At 63.6% G+C, this 15,913-nt stretch carries 15 protein-coding genes; 12 read left to right on the forward strand and 3 right to left on the reverse strand.

Annotated features, from left to right (window positions below; translation table 11 throughout):
• Positions 1 to 425 (reverse strand): HAD family hydrolase (locus IAE36_RS22810; RefSeq protein ID WP_201214897.1); only part of this gene is annotated, 425 nt, incomplete at its 3' end.
• A gap of 91 nt (positions 426 to 516) precedes the next feature.
• Here IAE36_RS22810 and lexA point away from each other — a divergent pair.
• The 4 genes from lexA to IAE36_RS22830 are packed head-to-tail and all read left to right on the forward strand — an operon-like array spanning position 517 to position 6,256.
• A complete protein-coding gene (gene lexA / locus IAE36_RS22815) occupies positions 517 to 1,134 on the forward strand; it encodes a transcriptional repressor LexA (protein WP_201214898.1) in 618 nt (205 codons plus the stop codon).
• A complete protein-coding gene (gene imuA / locus IAE36_RS22820; RefSeq protein ID WP_201163465.1) occupies positions 1,134 to 1,754 on the forward strand; it encodes a translesion DNA synthesis-associated protein ImuA in 621 nt (206 codons plus the stop codon). Before lexA ends, imuA begins: the two co-directional genes overlap by 1 nt.
• A 6-nt stretch (positions 1,755 to 1,760) precedes the next feature.
• Positions 1,761 to 3,179 carry a Y-family DNA polymerase gene (locus tag IAE36_RS22825; protein WP_201214899.1) on the forward strand — a complete coding sequence of 473 codons (1,419 nt, stop codon included), beginning with the start codon at positions 1,761 to 1,763 and terminating at the stop codon, positions 3,177 to 3,179.
• A complete protein-coding gene (locus tag IAE36_RS22830; protein WP_201214900.1) occupies positions 3,176 to 6,256 on the forward strand; it encodes an error-prone DNA polymerase in 3,081 nt (1,026 codons plus the stop codon). Before IAE36_RS22825 ends, IAE36_RS22830 begins: the two co-directional genes overlap by 4 nt.
• Positions 6,257 to 6,287: 31 nt before the next feature.
• Here IAE36_RS22830 and IAE36_RS22835 read toward each other — a convergent pair whose 3' ends face one another.
• The gene (locus IAE36_RS22835; RefSeq protein WP_201214901.1) at positions 6,288 to 7,109 is read right to left on the reverse strand and encodes an aldo/keto reductase; all 822 of its coding nucleotides are present in this window, start codon (positions 7,107 to 7,109) and stop codon (positions 6,288 to 6,290) included.
• The gene (locus tag IAE36_RS22840) at positions 7,097 to 8,002 is read right to left on the reverse strand and encodes a LysR family transcriptional regulator (RefSeq protein ID WP_201214902.1); all 906 of its coding nucleotides are present in this window, start codon (positions 8,000 to 8,002) and stop codon (positions 7,097 to 7,099) included. The genes IAE36_RS22835 and IAE36_RS22840 overlap by 13 nt, the downstream gene beginning before the upstream one ends.
• A gap of 142 nt (positions 8,003 to 8,144) precedes the next feature.
• Here IAE36_RS22840 and IAE36_RS22845 point away from each other — a divergent pair, with 142 nt between their 5' ends.
• The 8 genes from IAE36_RS22845 to IAE36_RS22880 all read left to right on the forward strand — a co-directional run bounded on the left by IAE36_RS22845 (position 8,145) and on the right by IAE36_RS22880 (position 15,857).
• Positions 8,145 to 8,843, forward strand: a complete 699-nt coding sequence (locus tag IAE36_RS22845; protein ID WP_028634090.1) for a CoA transferase subunit A — start codon at positions 8,145 to 8,147, stop codon at positions 8,841 to 8,843.
• 35 nt (positions 8,844 to 8,878) lie between these two features.
• The gene (locus IAE36_RS22850; protein WP_201214903.1) at positions 8,879 to 9,535 is read left to right on the forward strand and encodes a CoA transferase subunit B; all 657 of its coding nucleotides are present in this window, start codon (positions 8,879 to 8,881) and stop codon (positions 9,533 to 9,535) included.
• 113 nt (positions 9,536 to 9,648) lie between these two features.
• Positions 9,649 to 11,106, forward strand: coding sequence for a short-chain fatty acid transporter (locus tag IAE36_RS22855; RefSeq protein WP_201214904.1), 1,458 nt, complete (start codon positions 9,649 to 9,651; stop codon positions 11,104 to 11,106).
• A gap of 226 nt (positions 11,107 to 11,332) precedes the next feature.
• Complete coding sequence (eppA, locus tag IAE36_RS22860; RefSeq protein WP_169338815.1) at positions 11,333 to 11,509, forward strand: EPS-associated small membrane protein EppA; 177 nt, start codon at positions 11,333 to 11,335, stop codon at positions 11,507 to 11,509.
• A gap of 250 nt (positions 11,510 to 11,759) precedes the next feature.
• Positions 11,760 to 12,317: a polysaccharide biosynthesis/export family protein gene (locus tag IAE36_RS22865; protein WP_201214905.1), complete on the forward strand. Its 558-nt coding sequence runs from the start codon at positions 11,760 to 11,762 to the stop codon at positions 12,315 to 12,317.
• Between the two features lie 25 nt (positions 12,318 to 12,342).
• Positions 12,343 to 13,458: a hypothetical protein gene (locus tag IAE36_RS22870; RefSeq protein ID WP_201214906.1), complete on the forward strand. Its 1,116-nt coding sequence runs from the start codon at positions 12,343 to 12,345 to the stop codon at positions 13,456 to 13,458.
• Between the two features lie 19 nt (positions 13,459 to 13,477).
• Positions 13,478 to 15,040 carry a GumC family protein gene (locus IAE36_RS22875; RefSeq protein WP_201214907.1) on the forward strand — a complete coding sequence of 521 codons (1,563 nt, stop codon included), beginning with the start codon at positions 13,478 to 13,480 and terminating at the stop codon, positions 15,038 to 15,040.
• Positions 15,041 to 15,050: 10 nt separating this feature from the next.
• Positions 15,051 to 15,857 (forward strand): CpsD/CapB family tyrosine-protein kinase, encoded by an 807-nt coding sequence (locus IAE36_RS22880; RefSeq protein ID WP_028634083.1) that lies wholly within the window; start codon positions 15,051 to 15,053, stop codon positions 15,855 to 15,857.
• Positions 15,858 to 15,913 lie beyond the last annotated feature (56 nt).

Below are 15,913 nucleotides of genomic sequence, written 5' to 3' on the forward strand. Positions count from 1 at the left end.
GGTTTGGGGCGGGCCAGTTCGTCTGCCACCACCACGTGCTCGAACCGCTCGGCCAGGCCCATGGCCCCCAGCATGTGCTGCGCATTCAGGCGGGGTGCGTTGGTGACCACGCAGATGCCCATGCCTGACGTGTTGGCGTAATCCAGCAGGCGCAGCAAGCCGGGCAGCGGTTGCAACGCCGGCGAAAGGCTGCGGAACAGGGCCTCCTTGCGGTCGGCCAGCGCTTTGCATTGCTCAGGGCTGGCACCGGCAAACAATTCGGCGAACAACTGGCCGTTGGCGCGGCCACTGACCTGGGCATCGAACTGGGCCTGGGTGAGTTCGCGGCCATCGTGCTCGTTCAGCAACTGGCGAAAAGCCTGCAAGTGCAAGGTGTCGGTGTCGGTCAGGGTTCCGTCGAGGTCGAACAGCAGGGCGGTGAGCATGGGCAATCCAGTGGTGAACGCATGAGCTTCAGGATCATAACCAAACCTGACGACGAAGGGGGCTGTTCAGTGTGCTACGAAAAGAGTACAAATGTGCTCCATGGACAATCTCACCCCCAAACGCCGCGCTATTTTCGAATTCATTCGGGCGCGCATCACCGAACAAGGCCAGCCGCCGAGCCTGGCGGACATTGCCGTGCACTTCGGTTTTGCCTCGCGCAGTGTCGCGCGCAAGCACATAACCGCCCTGTGCCAGGCCGGTTACATCGACGTCACCCCCAACCAGGCCCGGGGCATCCGCCTGGCGCAGCCGGCACGCCGCCCGGAAATCCTCGAGCTGCCGGTATTGGGCCAGGTGGCTGCGGGTGCGCCCATTGGCCCGGACCTTGGCATCCACGAGCAGTTGCTGCTGGACCCGAGCCTGTTCCGGCGCACGCCCGACTACCTGCTCAAGGTGCGGGGCGACTCGATGATCGGCGACGGGATTTTTGACGGCGACCTGGTTGGCATTCGCCAGCAGGGTGACGCTCGCGACGGGCAGATCGTGGTCGCCCGGCTGGACGGCGAGGTCACCATCAAGCGCCTGCAGCGCCTGGGTGAGGGCTATCGCCTACTGCCCCGCAACCCCGCCTATGCGCCAATCGACGTGCAGCCTGGCCAGGAGTTCTTCATCGAAGGCATCTTCTGCGGCCTGCTGAGGCGCGACTGATGGGCGCTGTCGTCGATCTGGACCGGCTGCTCGACCAGCGTCGGGTATGGCGTGGGCGCCAGGCACAGGTACAACCCAAGGCATTGCAGCCAACCGGGCATGCCCGGCTGGACGAACGTCTACCGGAAGGCGGCTGGCCGGCTGCGGCCCTTACCGAGCTGCTGTTGGCCAGCCCCGGCTGTGGTGAATTGCAGTTGATGTGGCCCGCCATGGCACGGCTCACCGCCGAAGGCGGGCGTGTGGTGTTGGTGGCACCGCCGTTCATCCCGTTTGCGCCGGCCTGGCAGGCGGCCGGCATTGATTTGCGCTGGCTGGTACAGGTAGATGCCGAGCAGGCAGACACCCTGTGGGCGGCCGAACAATGCCTGCGCTCAGGCAGCTGCGCGGCGGTGGTGTGCTGGCCAGAGCGGGCTGATGATCGGGCCTTGCGGCGCCTGCAGGTGGCGGCCGAAACCGGCCAGGCACTGGCGTTTGCCTGCCGGCCGCACCAGGCGCAGCTGAATGCTTCGCCCGCGGCCTTGCGCATCGCCATCGACACACGGCCAGCGCAATGGCGGGTGATCAAAAGCCGGGGGGGCATGCCGCCTGCCATGCCCATCGCCTGCCCCGGGCAGGGGTGATGCAGCATGCTTTGGGCCTGCATCGTGTTCCCGCAATTGGCGCTGGACAGCATCCTGCGCGAGCGCGACGACCCTGACACGCCGTTGGTGCTGCTGGGCGGCCCCGCCCAAAGGCGGGTATTGCAATCGGTAAACCCGGCAGCGGCTTCACTAGGCCTGCGGGCTGGGCAAACCCTGACGGCGGCACGGGCCTTGGCTGAGGCCTTCACCTGCCTCGAGGTGGATGCCAAACGCATTGATGCCCTGCAGCAGTTGCTGGCTGCCTGGGCCTATCGGTTCAGCGCCCAGGTCAGCCTGCATTACCCCCGGGCACTGCTGCTGGAGGTGGGGTCGAGCCTTAAGCTGTTCGGCCCCTGGCCCGCGTTTCAGGCACGCTTGCGCGAGGAACTGGCCGAGCTGGGCCTGCGTCAGCGCATCGTGCTGGCCAGCAACCCGGTGGCCGCGCGCATACTGGCCAATGCTCACGATGGCCTGGCGGTCAGCGACGCAGACGCCACGCGCATGGCGCTGTTGAGCATGCCGGTGCAGCGGGTTGGGCTGCCAGCCGACGCCGCCGAAGCGTTCGCCCGCATGGGCCTGAAGCAGCTGGGCCAGGTGTTGGCGCTACCCCGTAGTACCCTGGCCAGGCGCTTTCCTGCCCAGGTGCAACTGCACCTTGACCAGTTACTGGGCCTGCGCAGCCTGGGGCTGGACTTTTATCAGCCCCCAGACCGCTTCGAAACCCGGCTTGAGCTGAATTTCGACGTGGCGTCACACCAGGCGCTGCTGTTCCCCCTGCGGCGCATGCTCAATGACCTGGCCGCCTTCTTGGCGGGGCGTGACTGCGGTGTGCAACGTTTTCGCGTGTACCTGGAGCATGCCCAGGGCGCCGATACCGAGCTCGACGTCGGCCTGCTGGCCGCCGAGCGTGACGCCGGCATGCTCCTGGAGCTGGCCCGTGGTCGCCTGGAGCCACTGCGCCTGCCGGCCCCGGTGCGTAACCTGCGCCTGGTGGCAGACGACCTACCCCCATTTGTGCCTCAGCACCAGGCCTTGTTCGACCCCCGTGCCCAGCAGCTACAACCTTGGGAGCAACTGCGCGAGCGCCTGCGTGCACGCCTTGGCGATGAAGCCGTCAAGGGGCTGCTTGCCGCCGCCGATCACCGGCCCGAGCATGCCTGGCAGGCGGTCGAGCAGGGGGCCCTGGGCAACATGCCGGTCGCACCGGGCAGTCGCCCGGGCTGGCTGCTGGCCACGCCCACGTTGCTCGATGGCCTGGCGTATCAGGTGCAGGGGCAGGCCGAGCGCATAGAGTCCGGCTGGTGGGATGGGGGTGACGTGCGCCGCGACTATTACCGCATAGAAACCCGTGAAGGCTTGCGCGGCTGGGCCTACCGTGACCTCAGTCAGGGTGGCCCGTTGTGGCTGCAAGGCTGGTTTGCATGAGCATGACGGGGTATGCCGAACTGCACTGCCTGAGCAACTTCAGCTTCCAGCGTGGGGCTTCCAGTGCTGATGAGCTGTTCAGGCGAGCACGTGAGCTAGGTTACGAGGCGCTGGCCATCACCGATGAGTGCACGCTGGCGGGCATCGTGCGTGCCTGGCAGGCGGCCAAACAGCATCAGTTGCGGCTGATCGTGGGGAGTGAAGTGCAGGTGCACGACGGCCCCAAGCTGGTGTTGCTGGTGCAGGACCTGGCCGGCTACCAGAACCTGTGTGCCCTCATTACACACGCGCGGCGGCGAGCCGCCAAAGGCCAGTACCAGCTGTTGCGTGATGACCTGCAGGCGCACGCCTACGGCCTGCTTGCCTTGTGGGTGCCTGATGGAACCAGCGACGCAGCCACCGGGCAGTGGCTCCAGGGTTTGTTTGATCAGCGCCTGTGGCTGGCCGTGCACATGCACCGCGACCACGACGATGCCCAGCGGCTGCAGCGCCTGCTAGGCCTGGCGCGCACGCTGGGCATCGCTGCGGTTGCCTGCGGTGATGTGCACATGCACATACGCGGTCGGCGCGCGTTGCAGGACTGCATGACGGCCATTCGGCAGCACTGCACCGTTGCCGAAGCGGGGCGGTTCCTGTTCGCCAACGGCGAACGGCATTTGCGTGCTCAAGAGCAGCTCGCTGAACTCTATCCGGCCGATCTGCTCGCTCATACCGTGGCTATTGCGCAATGCTGCCACTTTGACTTGAGCGAACTGCACTACACCTACCCCCAGGAACTGGTGCCAGGCGGCCATACGCCGGCGAGCTGGTTGCGTCACCTGTGCGAGCAGGGCTTGCCGTTGCGCTGGCCCACGGGGCCGACCGCCAAGGTGCGGGCCGTGCTGGAGCGGGAGCTGGGCCTGATCGAAGAACTGGGCTACGAAAGCTACTTTCTTACGGTGCACGACATCGTCGCCTTTGCCCGCAGCCAGCACATCCTCTGCCAGGGCCGGGGTTCGGCGGCCAACTCGGTGGTGTGTTTCGTACTGGGCATCACCGAGCTGGACCCGATGGAACACCGCCTGCTGTTCGAGCGGTTCCTGTCCCGCGAGCGCAACGAGCCGCCCGACATCGATGTGGATTTCGAGCACGACCGCCGCGAGGAAGTGATCCAATACGTGTTCCGTCGCTACGGCAGGCACCGCGCGGCGTTGACGGCGGTGGTCAATACCTATCATGCAGCCGGTGCCGTGCGGGATGTGGCGCGGGTGCTGGGGTTGCCCGCCGACCAAGTGGATGCCCTGGCCAAGTGTTGTGGGCGCTGGACCGACCGCATCCCGGACCCGCAACGCCTGGCGGAGGCGGGTTTCGATGCCGCCAGCCCTTCGCTGCGCCGGGTACTGGTACTGGCCGGCGAGCTGATCGGCTTCCCTCGCCACCTGTCGCAGCACCCCGGCGGCTTCGTGATCTCCCAACAGCCACTGCACCAGCTGGTGCCCGTGGAGAACGCAGCCATGGCCGAGCGCACGGTGATCCAGTGGGACAAGGACGACCTGGACATGGTCGGCCTGCTCAAGGTCGACGTGCTGGCCCTGGGCATGCTCAGTGCCCTGCGCCGGTGCTTCGACCTGCTGTACCAGCACAGGGGCCGCACGCTTACACTGGCCACCATCCCCCCGGAAGACCCAGCCACCTACGCCATGATCAGCCGGGCGGAGACCATGGGCGTGTTCCAGATCGAGTCGCGTGCGCAAATGGCGATGCTGCCGCGGCTGAGGCCACAGACGTTCTACGACCTGGTCATCGAAGTGGCCATCGTGCGCCCCGGCCCGATCCAGGGCGACATGGTGCACCCCTACCTGCGCCGCAGGCTGCAACAGGAGCCTGTCACCTACCCATCGCCCAAGTTGAAGGAAGTGTTCGAACGAACCCTGGGTGTGCCGTTGTTCCAGGAGCAGGTGATGGAGCTGGCCATGGTTGCCGCCGACTACAGCCCCGGCGAAGCAGACCAGTTACGCCGCAGCATGGCCGCCTGGAAGCGCCATGGGGGTCTAGAACCGCACCGTGAACGCCTGCTGCAGGGCATGTTGCGCAACGGTTACGAGGTGGCCTTTGCCGAACGCATCTTCGAGCAGATCAAGGGCTTTGGCAGCTACGGCTTCCCCGAATCCCACGCCGCCAGTTTCGCCCTGCTGTGTTACGCCAGCAGTTGGCTGAAGTGCCACGAGCCGGCCATTTTCACCTGTGCGCTGGTCAACAGCTGGCCCATGGGCTTCTACAGCCCCGACCAGTTGCTGCAGGAGGCCCGTCGCCAGGGGATCGACGTGCGCCCGGTGGATGTGTGCCACAGCCACTGGGATTGCAGCCTTGAGCCTTGCCCGCAGGGCGTGTTGGCCATCCGCATGGGGTTGCGTCTGGTCCGTGGCCTGGCCGAGGACGATGCGTTGAGGCTGGAGCAGGCGAGGGCACAACAACCTTGGCGCGATGTAGAGGACCTGTGCCTGCGCGCTGCACTGGGCAGCCGCGCCCGTGCGCACCTGGCTGACGCCGGTGCCTTGCGCTCGCTGGCGCGCCACCGGCACCAGGCCCGTTGGGAAGTGGCCGCCGTGCAGGCGCAGCTACCCCTGTTCGCGAACGTGCAAGCAGTACCGGAAGCGCGGGTAGAGCTGCCCGCGCCAACGGTGGGCGAAGACCTGGTGGCAGACTACCAGGCCCTCGGCACCACCCTGGGCCCGCACCCGCTGACGCTGCTGCGTTCACGGCTGCGCGCACTGGGCTGCCGCAGCTCCGGTGAGCTGGCGGGTGTGGAGCACGGTGATGCCATTGCCATGGCGGGGCTGGTGGTGGGACGGCAGCGCCCGCAAACCGCCAGCGGCGTCACATTCGTCACACTGGAAGATGAACACGGCATGGTCAATGTGGTGGTATGGCGCGACCTGGCCGAACGGCAGCGGCGGGCCCTGGTGGGCTCGCAGCTGCTCAAGGTGAGCGGGCGGCTGGAGCAGGAAAATGGCGTGCGGCACCTGGTCGCCCGGCGGCTAGAGGATGTCAGCCAGTTGCTGGAGGGCCTGGATGTGCGCAGCCGCGACTTCCACTGACCGCCACTGCAGGCCGCCCGCCAACGCGGGTTTACACCATCGCCAGGCGCTGTTTGCGTACCGGGCCCGGGAAGGCCTGGTCAATCGCCTGTAGATCCTCTTGGGTCAGGGCCAGTTGCCCGGCACCGGCATTGAGCCTTACGTGCTCTGGCGCAACCGCCTTGGGGATGGCCACAACCGTGTTGTGCCGCGTTACCCAGGCCAGGCACACCTGTGCGGGTGTGGCACCGTGCCGTTCAGCGACCTGGCGCAGTACCGGGTGCTGCAACAATTGCCCGGCCTGGGCCAAGGGGCAGTAGGCCATGATCGGCATGGCATGCTGTGCACACCATGGCAGCAGGTCGAACTCGATGCCACGCTGCGCCGGGTTGTACAGCACCTGATCAGTGGCGCAGCCAGTGCCGTGCAGTTCCTGAAGGTCATTCACATCGAAGTTGGACACGCCCCAACGGCGGATCTTGCCTTGCTCGCGCAGGCGCTCGAAGGCTTCGACCGTTTCTTCCAGCGGGTGCTGGCCTGCCCAGTGCAGCAGGTACAGGTCGATGCAGTCAGTGCCCAGCCGCGCCAGGCTGCGCTCGCACGCTGCCGCCATGCCGCGCCTGCTGGCGTTGTGCGGGTACACCTTGCTGACCAGAAACACTTGGTCGCGCCGGCCGACCAGCGCCTGCCCGACCACCTGCTCGGCCCCGCCCTCGGCATACATTTCAGCGGTATCGATCAGGGTCATGCCCAAGTCGATGCCTTGTTGCAAGGCCCGCACTTCTGCAGTTTTCTGCGCCGGGTCTTCCCCCATGTACCAAGTGCCTTGGCCAATGCAGGGCACCTGTTGGCCTGCCAGTGTCACGTTACGCATGTCACCTCCGGTATTCGGGTAGTGGAAAGCAGCACCTCGAGCAGCGCCTGCGCTGCGGTAGACAATTTGTGTTCGCTCAGGGCGATCACGCCGATACGTCGCTCGACCGTGGGCTGCACCAATGGCACACAACAGGCGCCCAGCTCCTGCATCTGGTTGATGCACAGCGCCGGCACCGCACTCACCCCCAGGCCGCTGGCCACCATCCGCCCTACGGTAGACAGTTGGTGGCTTTCGAACGCCACCGCCAACCGGCCATGCTGCGCCGCCACGTTCTGCTCCATCAGCAACCGTACCGCCGACGGGCGTTGCAGGGCGACGAAATCTTCCGCCATCAGTTGCGCCCAACTGACCTGGGCCAAACGGGCCAACGGCGATTCGGCGGGCACCACCGCCACGAAGCGGTCCATGTACAGCGGGTGGAAATGCAGCCCATCGACATTGTCGGGTTCAAAGCCAATGCCCAGTTCGACGCGGCGATGGCGCACCAGTTCCTGTACCTGCTCGTTGATCACGTCGTGCACGGTCACGTTCACTTTCGGGTAACGCTGGCGGAATACCTTCAAGGAGTGGGGCAGCAGGTTGCCGGCAAAGGAGGGCATGGCCGCAACGGACACCCGGCCCAGTTGCAGGGTGAAACGCTGGCGGAGCATTTCTTCGGTGTCATCCCAGTCGGCCAGAAGGCGCCGGGCCAGCGGCAGCAGCACCTCGCCTTCGGCCGTAAGGCTGACGCTGCGCGTGGTGCGGGTGAGCAGGGCGCCCCCCAGGTTTTCTTCCAGGGCTTTGATGGTCAGGCTCAGCGCCGGTTGTGAAATGTGCAGGTGTTCCCCGGCCTGGGCGAAACTCTGGAACTTGGCCACGGTGACGAAGGCACGCAGCTGTTTGACATTCATGGGGCTCGCCTATGCTTTGATTTGCAAACGTTATCAATCGATGACGAAAACAAAATTAACAAATCAGTTGCTTGCGGTGAAGATGTGTACACACGCTCACCGACAGCCTCGTCGGTTCTACAACTACAAAAGGCGGATCAGCATGGCCGGACTGGACAAGCGCGTTGCAACTTACGAACAGGCCCTCGAAGGCCTGACCGATGACATGACGGTACTGGCCGGTGGGTTTGGCCTGTGCGGTATTCCCGAAAACCTCATCCAGGAAATCAAGCGCCGCGGCGTCAAGGGCCTGACCGTGGTTTCCAACAACTGCGGTGTGGATGGCTTCGGCCTGGGTGTATTGCTCGAGGGGCATCAGATTCGCAAGATGATTGCCTCTTATGTGGGTGAAAACGCCGAGTTCGAACGCCAGCTGCTCAGCGGCGAGCTGGAGGTGGAGCTGACCCCCCAGGGCACCCTTGCCGAGAAGATGCGCGCCGGCGGCGCTGGCATCCCTGCATTCTTCACCGCCACCGGCTACGGCACCCCGGTTGCCGAAGGTAAGGAGGTGCGCGAATTCAACGGCCGCAAGTACATCCTGGAAGCGTCCATCACCGGTGACTTCGCCATCGTCAAGGGCTGGAAGGCCGATCACTACGGCAACGTGGTGTACCGCAACACCGCGCAAAACTTCAACCCGCTGGCGGCCACCGCTGGCAAGGTCACCGTGGTGGAAGTGGAAGAGATCGTCGAGCCTGGCGTGCTGCTGCCCAGCGAAATCCATACCCCAGGCATTTACGTGGACCGGGTCATTGTCGGCACCTTCGAAAAACGTATCGAAAAGCGCACCGTCAAGGCCTGAGTGCCACCTTCCAGAACAACAAAGAGATCCTGACCATGGCACTGACCCGCGAACAAATGGCGCAACGCGTCGCCCGTGAACTGAAAGATGGGTACTACGTAAACCTGGGCATCGGCATCCCCACCCTGGTCGCCAACTACGTACCGGCAGACATGGATGTGATGCTGCAGTCGGAGAACGGCCTGCTGGGCATGGGCGAATTCCCCACCGAGAGCACGCTCGATGCCGACATGATCAACGCTGGCAAACAAACCGTCACCGCCAGGGTAGGGGCGTCGATCTTCGATTCGGCGCAGTCCTTCGCCATGATTCGCGGCGGCCATGTAGACCTGACGGTGCTGGGCGCCTTCGAGGTGGATGTGCACGGCAACATCGCCTCGTGGATGATCCCCGGCAAGCTGGTGAAAGGCATGGGCGGCGCCATGGACCTGGTGGCAGGTGCCGAGAACATCATCGTCACCATGACCCACGCCTCCAAAGATGGCGAGTCCAAGTTGCTGCCCCAGTGCAGCCTGCCCCTGACCGGTGCGGGCTGTATCCGCAAGGTGCTCACCGACCTTGCCTATCTTGAGATCGAAGACGGCGCTTTCATCCTGCGCGAGACAGCGCCAGGTGTGAGCATTGACGAGATCGTGGCGAAAACCGCCGGCAAGTTGATCGTGGCCGATGATGTGAAGGAAATGACCTTCTAAGCCACACCCTGCAGCCCCGCGGCCGCAGGCGTACCCGCGCATTATCCGGTGTTTGCACCGGTGTATGCGCGGGCACGCCTGTTGCTGCGGGGTTTGGTTGTTGTTAGCTGAAAATGCTGCACCCCGATAAAACCAATAAAAGGAACGACACTGTGGCCGCTGAAATTCAAGACAGCCGCTCCGCCCGCTTTGCCTTGCGCTGTTCCAACTGGGCCGAACGCTGGTTCCCCGATTCCTGGGTATTCGCCGCGCTGGCGGTATTGCTGGTATGCATCGGTGCCCTGGCCATGGGGGCCAAGCCCCTGGATACCGCCAAGGCGTTTGGTGACGGGTTCTGGAGCCTGATCCCCTTCACCATGCAGATGGCGTTCGTGGTGATAGGCGGGTATGTGGTCGCCAGCTCACCCCCTGCTGCCCGCCTGATCGACCGGTTGGCACGTATCCCGCGCAATGGCCGCACGGCGGTGTGCTGGGTCGCACTGATCTCGATGCTGGCGTCGCTGCTCAACTGGGGGCTGTCACTGGTGTTTGGTGGGCTGCTGGTGCGTGCCCTGGCCAGGCGCACCGACCTGAACATGGACTACCGAGCCGCAGGCGCCGCCGCCTACCTGGGCCTGGGGGCCGTGTGGGCGCTCGGCCTGTCATCTTCGGCGGCCCAACTGCAGGCCAACCCCGCCAGCCTGCCGCCGTCGATCCTGTCGATTACCGGGGTCATTCCGTTCACCGAAACCATCTTCCTGTGGCAGTCCGGGGTCATGCTGGCAGCGCTGGTGCTGGTATCGCTGGTGATCTCCTACGCCACCGCGCCCGGGCCCAACAGCGCCCGCAGCGCCGCCGACTGTGGTGTCGACCCCAGCTTCAGCGCACCGCCTGCCCCCCAGCGCACCCGGCCGGGTGAATGGCTGGAGCACAGCCCCTTGCTGATTCTGCTGCTGGTGGCGCTGGCTGCGGGCTGGCTGTACCAGGAGTTCGCCAGCAAACCGGCGATCACCGCCATCTCCGGGCTGAACACCTATAACCTGCTGTTCATCATGGTAGGCGCGCTGCTGCATTGGCGCCCGCGCAGTTTCCTGGACGCTGTTGCGCGGGCGGTACCCACCACCACGGGCGTACTGATCCAGTTTCCGCTGTACGGCTCGATCGCGGCGATACTCACGCAGGTGAAAGGCTTGGACGAGCAGACCTTGGCCCACCACATTTCGCTGTTCTTCACCCAGATCGCCACCCACGACACCTATGCGGTACTGATGGGCGTGTATTCGGCGGTGTTGGGCTTCTTTATCCCTTCCGGGGGCGGCAAGTGGATCATCGAGGCGCCTTACGTGATGCTGGTGGCCAATGACCTGCAGTACCACCTGGGCTGGGCGGTACAGATCTACAACGCGGCCGAAGCGCTGCCCAACCTGATCAACCCGTTCTACATGCTGCCGCTGCTCGGGGTACTGGGGCTTAAGGCGCGTGACCTGATCGGTTTCTCCTTCGTGCAGTTGCTGGTGCATGTTCCGCTGGTGCTGTTTCTGCTCTGGGCGTTGGGGGCCACGTTGCAATACGTGCCCCCTGTGATGCCCTAGGTCTCCCCTAAACAAACGCCTGATGGCGAGGTGGCCCATGCCCATGGGCCGCCGAAAGGGGGTGTCGTTTTTTTGACTAATTCGCTCGACCTCCATTGATTTATATTATGGTGTCGGATCATTGACGTAATAGCACCCTGCCCATAAGCTCAGATCAACACCGCAGCAAATCCCGCATCATCGCGCCAATAACTCATTGAATAGCCTGTTAAAAAGGACGGGGCGTATGCGCACGACACTGATTATCAAATCCCTCTTCTTGTTGGTGCTGTTGAGCGGGGCGGCGAGGGCGGCCGATTCGTATATCAATCAGACCAGTATCATTCCTGTTTCAACGGCGGTCTGGTTCTTTGCATTTGCCGTGGTGGGTTTCGTGGCGGTGGCCAATAGAAGAAAGATTTGAACAGCTGTACCGGGGCTGCATGTTCACGGTGGGCCTGCAGGGGTACCTGGCTTGTGAATTTGCCAACCATTGCTATATTGCCAGTACCCCCGGCTAATACAGGGTTACTGGGCAAGTAACGCAGGGTGTTGCAAGGGCCTTCAGGACGAAGTTCAGGCCGTCGCGGGGTGTAGCCCGCGAAGCGGAGCGAGAGTCGGTGTGTTGTTCTCTTCAGTGCTCTAAGTCGGGCCATCTGGCCGGAGGGACCCTTATGGTGCGTTCAATATTTGCCGTCTTAGGCTTGCTGGTAGCGTGGTCGGGCCAGGGCATGGCGGCGCAAAGCGCGCCAGCGTATCTGCTCAGCCCTGGCGATGTGGTGATGATCTCCGTGTGGCAGGAAGACAGCCTGCGCCAGGAAGCCACGGTGTTGCCGGACGGCAGCATTACCTTCCCCCTCGCCGGGCGCATCGATGTTGCCGGCCTGGATGTGACAGCGGTGGAAAAACAGGTCGCCACCAAACTCGAGAAATTCCTCCCAGACCCGAACGTGAGCGTGGTGGTAAAAAGCATCGCCGGCAACTTGGTGTATGTACAGGGCAAGGTGATCAAACCCGGCCCTGTGCAGATGGCCGGCCCCACGGCAGTGTTGCAGGCCCTGAGCATGTCGGGCGGGCTGGACAAGTTTGCCGATGAAAGCGAAATAAAGGTAGTGCGCGGCAGCGGTGCTTCCCAAAGGATTCTGCCCGTGCGATACAAGGACCTGGTGTCGGGTCGTGACATGTCGACCAACTTCCAACTTCAGGCTGGCGACACGCTGGTCGTTCCTTGATCCTGCCTTTAAATAAGTACATTCAATGCCTTTTCTAAAAACAACTCGCATTGCAACGGCACTCCTGGCGTTGCCGCTTACCGGCAGCGCGCTGGCAGCAACTTGGCAATCCACCGTAGTTGTCCCCACCTCGGTCGAATATGACAGCAACCCGTTATTATTGCCCTCGGGGGAGAAAGGCGTGACCCGCACGCTCATCGCCCCCGACTACACGTTGATCGGCAACTTCGGCCGCGACGAATTGAGATTCGGCCTGGGCCTGCACGTGTTGCGCTCATCCAACACCAACGTGGTCGACAACCGCGAGGACCCGGACATCAGCCTGGGCTGGCAGCGCACTACCGAGCGCGGGCAGTTCGGGTTACTGGCCCGTTACAACGAAAGCTCCACCTTGTCGGGCACGGTGCTCGATACCGGTGTGGTGACTACCGACGGTACGCAAAAGCTCTACACGCTGAGCGGAAACTGGAGCCAGGCCGTCACCGAGCGCAGCACCCTCAGCAACGAAACTACCTTCAACCGTGCTCGCTACGACATCAGCAGCCTGACCGGCTACGACGAACTGGCGAACGTTTCGACCTGGACCTATGCCTGGAGCGAGCGGACCGATGTGTATACCCGTTTTGGCGTGCGGCGCTACGAGCCTGAGCAGGACCTTACCGCCACGGCCTCCAACAGCTACAGCCCGGCGGTGGGTGTGAAGTACCGGATCTCCGAGAACTTCACTGCCGATGCCCACCTGGGCGTGAACAAGGTGTCTGGCCCTCAGGGCGGCCGCCGCGGGGAGGGCGGTGTGTCGCTGCTGTATACCGGGGCGCGGACCGACGCCAGCCTGACGGTGGAGCGCAGTACCGTAGCCAGCGCCCAAGGTGGCTTTGCCCAGCTCGACCAAGTCAAAGGCGTGTGGAGTTATGCGCTTGATGAATTGACCCGCGTGGGCGCCGACGCCGCCTGGCAGGACAGCAAAGGGCAGATCCCCAACACCTTGCAGATGTACAGCGTGTGGGCCAGCAGGCAGTTCTCGCCCTATTGGGACCTGCGTCTATCGTTGATGTACAAGGAGCGGCAGCAGGACCTTCAGGGTGATGCCACCGCCACGATCGTTGGTTTGACGTTGACGTACAGGTACCCCGACATCTGAACCCATGGCAGGTGGCCCCATGAAGTCCGACTACGAGCTGTCTCTCAGAGATTACATCGCCATTATCAAGGAACGGGCCCTGGTGCTGGGGGTGAGTGCAGCGGTCATTCTGGCTGCCACCGTAGCGGTAGCGTTGATGGTGCCGCCGATCTACCAGTCGACCGGCACCATCCTGGTGGAATCGCAGCAGATTTCGCCTGAGCTGGTGTCCACCAACACCACCACCTTTGCCGATGAGCGCATCGAGTTGATCCGCCAGCGGGTAATGACACGGGAAAACCTGCTGCGCATCATCGACAAGTACGGCCTGTTCGCCGACAAGCGCCTGAGTGAAGGCGACAAGATCGACCAACTGCGCAATGCCATCGTGGTGGAGCCCCTGACCACGTTCGTGAGGGGGCGCGGCGAGGCCACCGTGGCGTTCAACGTGTCCTTCGAACATCGCCAGCCCGAAGTCGCCAAGCAGGTCACCGACGAACTGGTGACGCTGTTCCTCAACGAAAACCTCAAGCAGCGCACAGAGCGGGCCAATGAAACCACCGAGTTTCTGACCCAGGAGGCAGACAAGTTAGGCGCTGAGCTCGCCAGCCTGGAAAACCAGCTGGCCGACTTCAAACAGGCGCATGCCAATGCCCTGCCCGAACACCAGACCCTGCGCATGAACATGTTGTCCCGCTCAGAGCTGGAGTTTCGTGAAGTGGACCGCGACTACAAGGCCGCGCAAGAAGAACTACGTTACCTGGAGCTGGAGCTGTCGGCCGCCAACGCCGGCCTTGCCACCAAAACCGGTGATGCCGCCCGGCCCGCCAGTGCCGACCAGCCCCAGGACCTTGCCAGCCTGAAAGCCGAATACGCGCGCCTGCTGACGCGTTACAAGGAGGCCCACCCAGACGTGGTGGCGGTGAAGCGCAAGATCCAGGCCCTGGAGGCCAGCGGCAACCCTACTGCCGTGGCTTCCACTGTGAGCCTCGACGCTGCACGGGTGCGCGCCAAGATGAGCGCTGCCCAGGAGCGCATCACGTCGCTGGCTGACCAGAAGCGCGAGCTGACCAAGAAGATGGAAGGCTACGAAGCTGAGATTCTGGAGGCTCCGCAGGTTGAACGTGGGCTGGTGACCTTGATGCGCGACCACGACAACGCCCGCAAAAAGTACGAGGAAATCCGCGCCAAGGAAATGGGCGCCAAGATCACCGAAAGCCTGGAGCAGGAAAACAAGGCCGAGCGCTTCGTGCTGCTGGAGCCGCCGCTGATGCCCGAGAAGCCGATCAAACCCAACCGCAAGAAAATCGCCGCACTGGGCCTGGTGCTGGCACCTGCCGGGGGTGGGGCGTTGGTGGTGCTGCTTGAACTGCTCAACCAGCGGGTGCGGGGCGTCGGCGCCCTGGAAAACCTGTTGGGCAAGCGTGTGCTGGTGGCCCTGCCATACATCGATACGCGGGCCGACGTTGCCCGGCGCAAGCGCTGGCGCAACGGTCTGATCGTGGCAGCCTTGGGTCTGGCGGCTATCCTGTTGGTGCTGATACACCTGTTCTACATGCCACTGGATGTCCTGCTGCTCAAATTCACGTCCAAATTTGCATAGGGAAGCAGTGATGGACAGGATCAAGCCCGCTGTTGGCAATGACGTGCACCCCGTCACCCCCGGTACACCCCAGGCAATCACACCCACACCGGGTACTGGCCTGGCCGAGGTGCCGGGGCAGTTCGATTACGTGAACACCCAGGTGGTCGCGTTGCGCGCAGACCATCTGGAGCGCCACCGTATTGTTGCCTACAACAAGAACTCGGTGATGAACGGCCCCATCGACCTGCTGCGCACCCAGGTGCTCAGGGCGATGGAAGAAAACGGCTGGCGCACGTTGGCCATCACCTCGCCCACGCCGGAAGCGGGCAAGACGGTGTTGGCGATCAACCTGGCCATGAGCATCGCCCACCACACCACCAGGACCGCCTTGCTGGTGGACTTCGACCTGCGTCGGCCCAAGGTGGGCAGCACGCTGGGGTTGCCCATGGAGCGTTCGCTCAACGAGTTTCTGAACGATCAGGCACCGCTGCAGGATTGCCTGGTCAACCCCACCTTGCCCCGGTTCGTGGTATTACCCACCCGCGTGCCGGTGCCGATGTCCACCGAAGTGCTGTGCTCGCCCAAGGTGAACCATTTGATCGGGGACCTGCGCAACCGGTATGAATCGCGCATTTGCATCTTCGACCTGCCGCCGTTGCTCAGTTCGGACGACGCCATCACCGTGATGCCGAAGTTCGACTGTGTGCTGCTGGTGGTGGCCAATGGCATGAACAACAAGAAGGAAATCGAAGATTGCCTGCATCACCTGGGGACGGTGAACTTGCTGGGGACGGTGCTGAACAAGGCCGACGAGAAGCCACGGACGTATTATTGATCCAAGTAGGAGCGAGCGCAGCTCGCGATGGGGCGCCCAGCGCCCCCTGCAACCTG

Source organism: Pseudomonas sp. S36 (assembly GCF_016647875.1).
Classification (GTDB): Bacteria; Pseudomonadota; Gammaproteobacteria; order Pseudomonadales; family Pseudomonadaceae; genus Aquipseudomonas; species Aquipseudomonas parafulva.

Coding starts and splice junctions, on each gene's coding strand:
- lexA (WP_201214898.1), top strand. CDS start 517: ATGTGCTCCATGGACAATCTCACCCCCAAACGCCGCGCTATTTTCGAA.
- imuA (WP_201163465.1), top strand. CDS start 1,134: ATGGGCGCTGTCGTCGATCTGGACCGGCTGCTCGACCAGCGTCGGGTA.
- IAE36_RS22825 (WP_201214899.1), top strand. CDS start 1,761: ATGCTTTGGGCCTGCATCGTGTTCCCGCAATTGGCGCTGGACAGCATC.
- IAE36_RS22830 (WP_201214900.1), top strand. CDS start 3,176: ATGAGCATGACGGGGTATGCCGAACTGCACTGCCTGAGCAACTTCAGC.
- IAE36_RS22835 (WP_201214901.1), bottom strand. CDS start 7,109: ATGCGTAACGTGACACTGGCAGGCCAACAGGTGCCCTGCATTGGCCAA.
- IAE36_RS22840 (WP_201214902.1), bottom strand. CDS start 8,002: ATGAATGTCAAACAGCTGCGTGCCTTCGTCACCGTGGCCAAGTTCCAG.
- IAE36_RS22845 (WP_028634090.1), top strand. CDS start 8,145: ATGGCCGGACTGGACAAGCGCGTTGCAACTTACGAACAGGCCCTCGAA.
- IAE36_RS22850 (WP_201214903.1), top strand. CDS start 8,879: ATGGCACTGACCCGCGAACAAATGGCGCAACGCGTCGCCCGTGAACTG.
- IAE36_RS22855 (WP_201214904.1), top strand. CDS start 9,649: ATGCTGCACCCCGATAAAACCAATAAAAGGAACGACACTGTGGCCGCT.
- eppA (WP_169338815.1), top strand. CDS start 11,333: ATGCGCACGACACTGATTATCAAATCCCTCTTCTTGTTGGTGCTGTTG.
- IAE36_RS22865 (WP_201214905.1), top strand. CDS start 11,760: ATGGTGCGTTCAATATTTGCCGTCTTAGGCTTGCTGGTAGCGTGGTCG.
- IAE36_RS22870 (WP_201214906.1), top strand. CDS start 12,343: ATGCCTTTTCTAAAAACAACTCGCATTGCAACGGCACTCCTGGCGTTG.
- IAE36_RS22875 (WP_201214907.1), top strand. CDS start 13,478: ATGAAGTCCGACTACGAGCTGTCTCTCAGAGATTACATCGCCATTATC.
- IAE36_RS22880 (WP_028634083.1), top strand. CDS start 15,051: ATGGACAGGATCAAGCCCGCTGTTGGCAATGACGTGCACCCCGTCACC.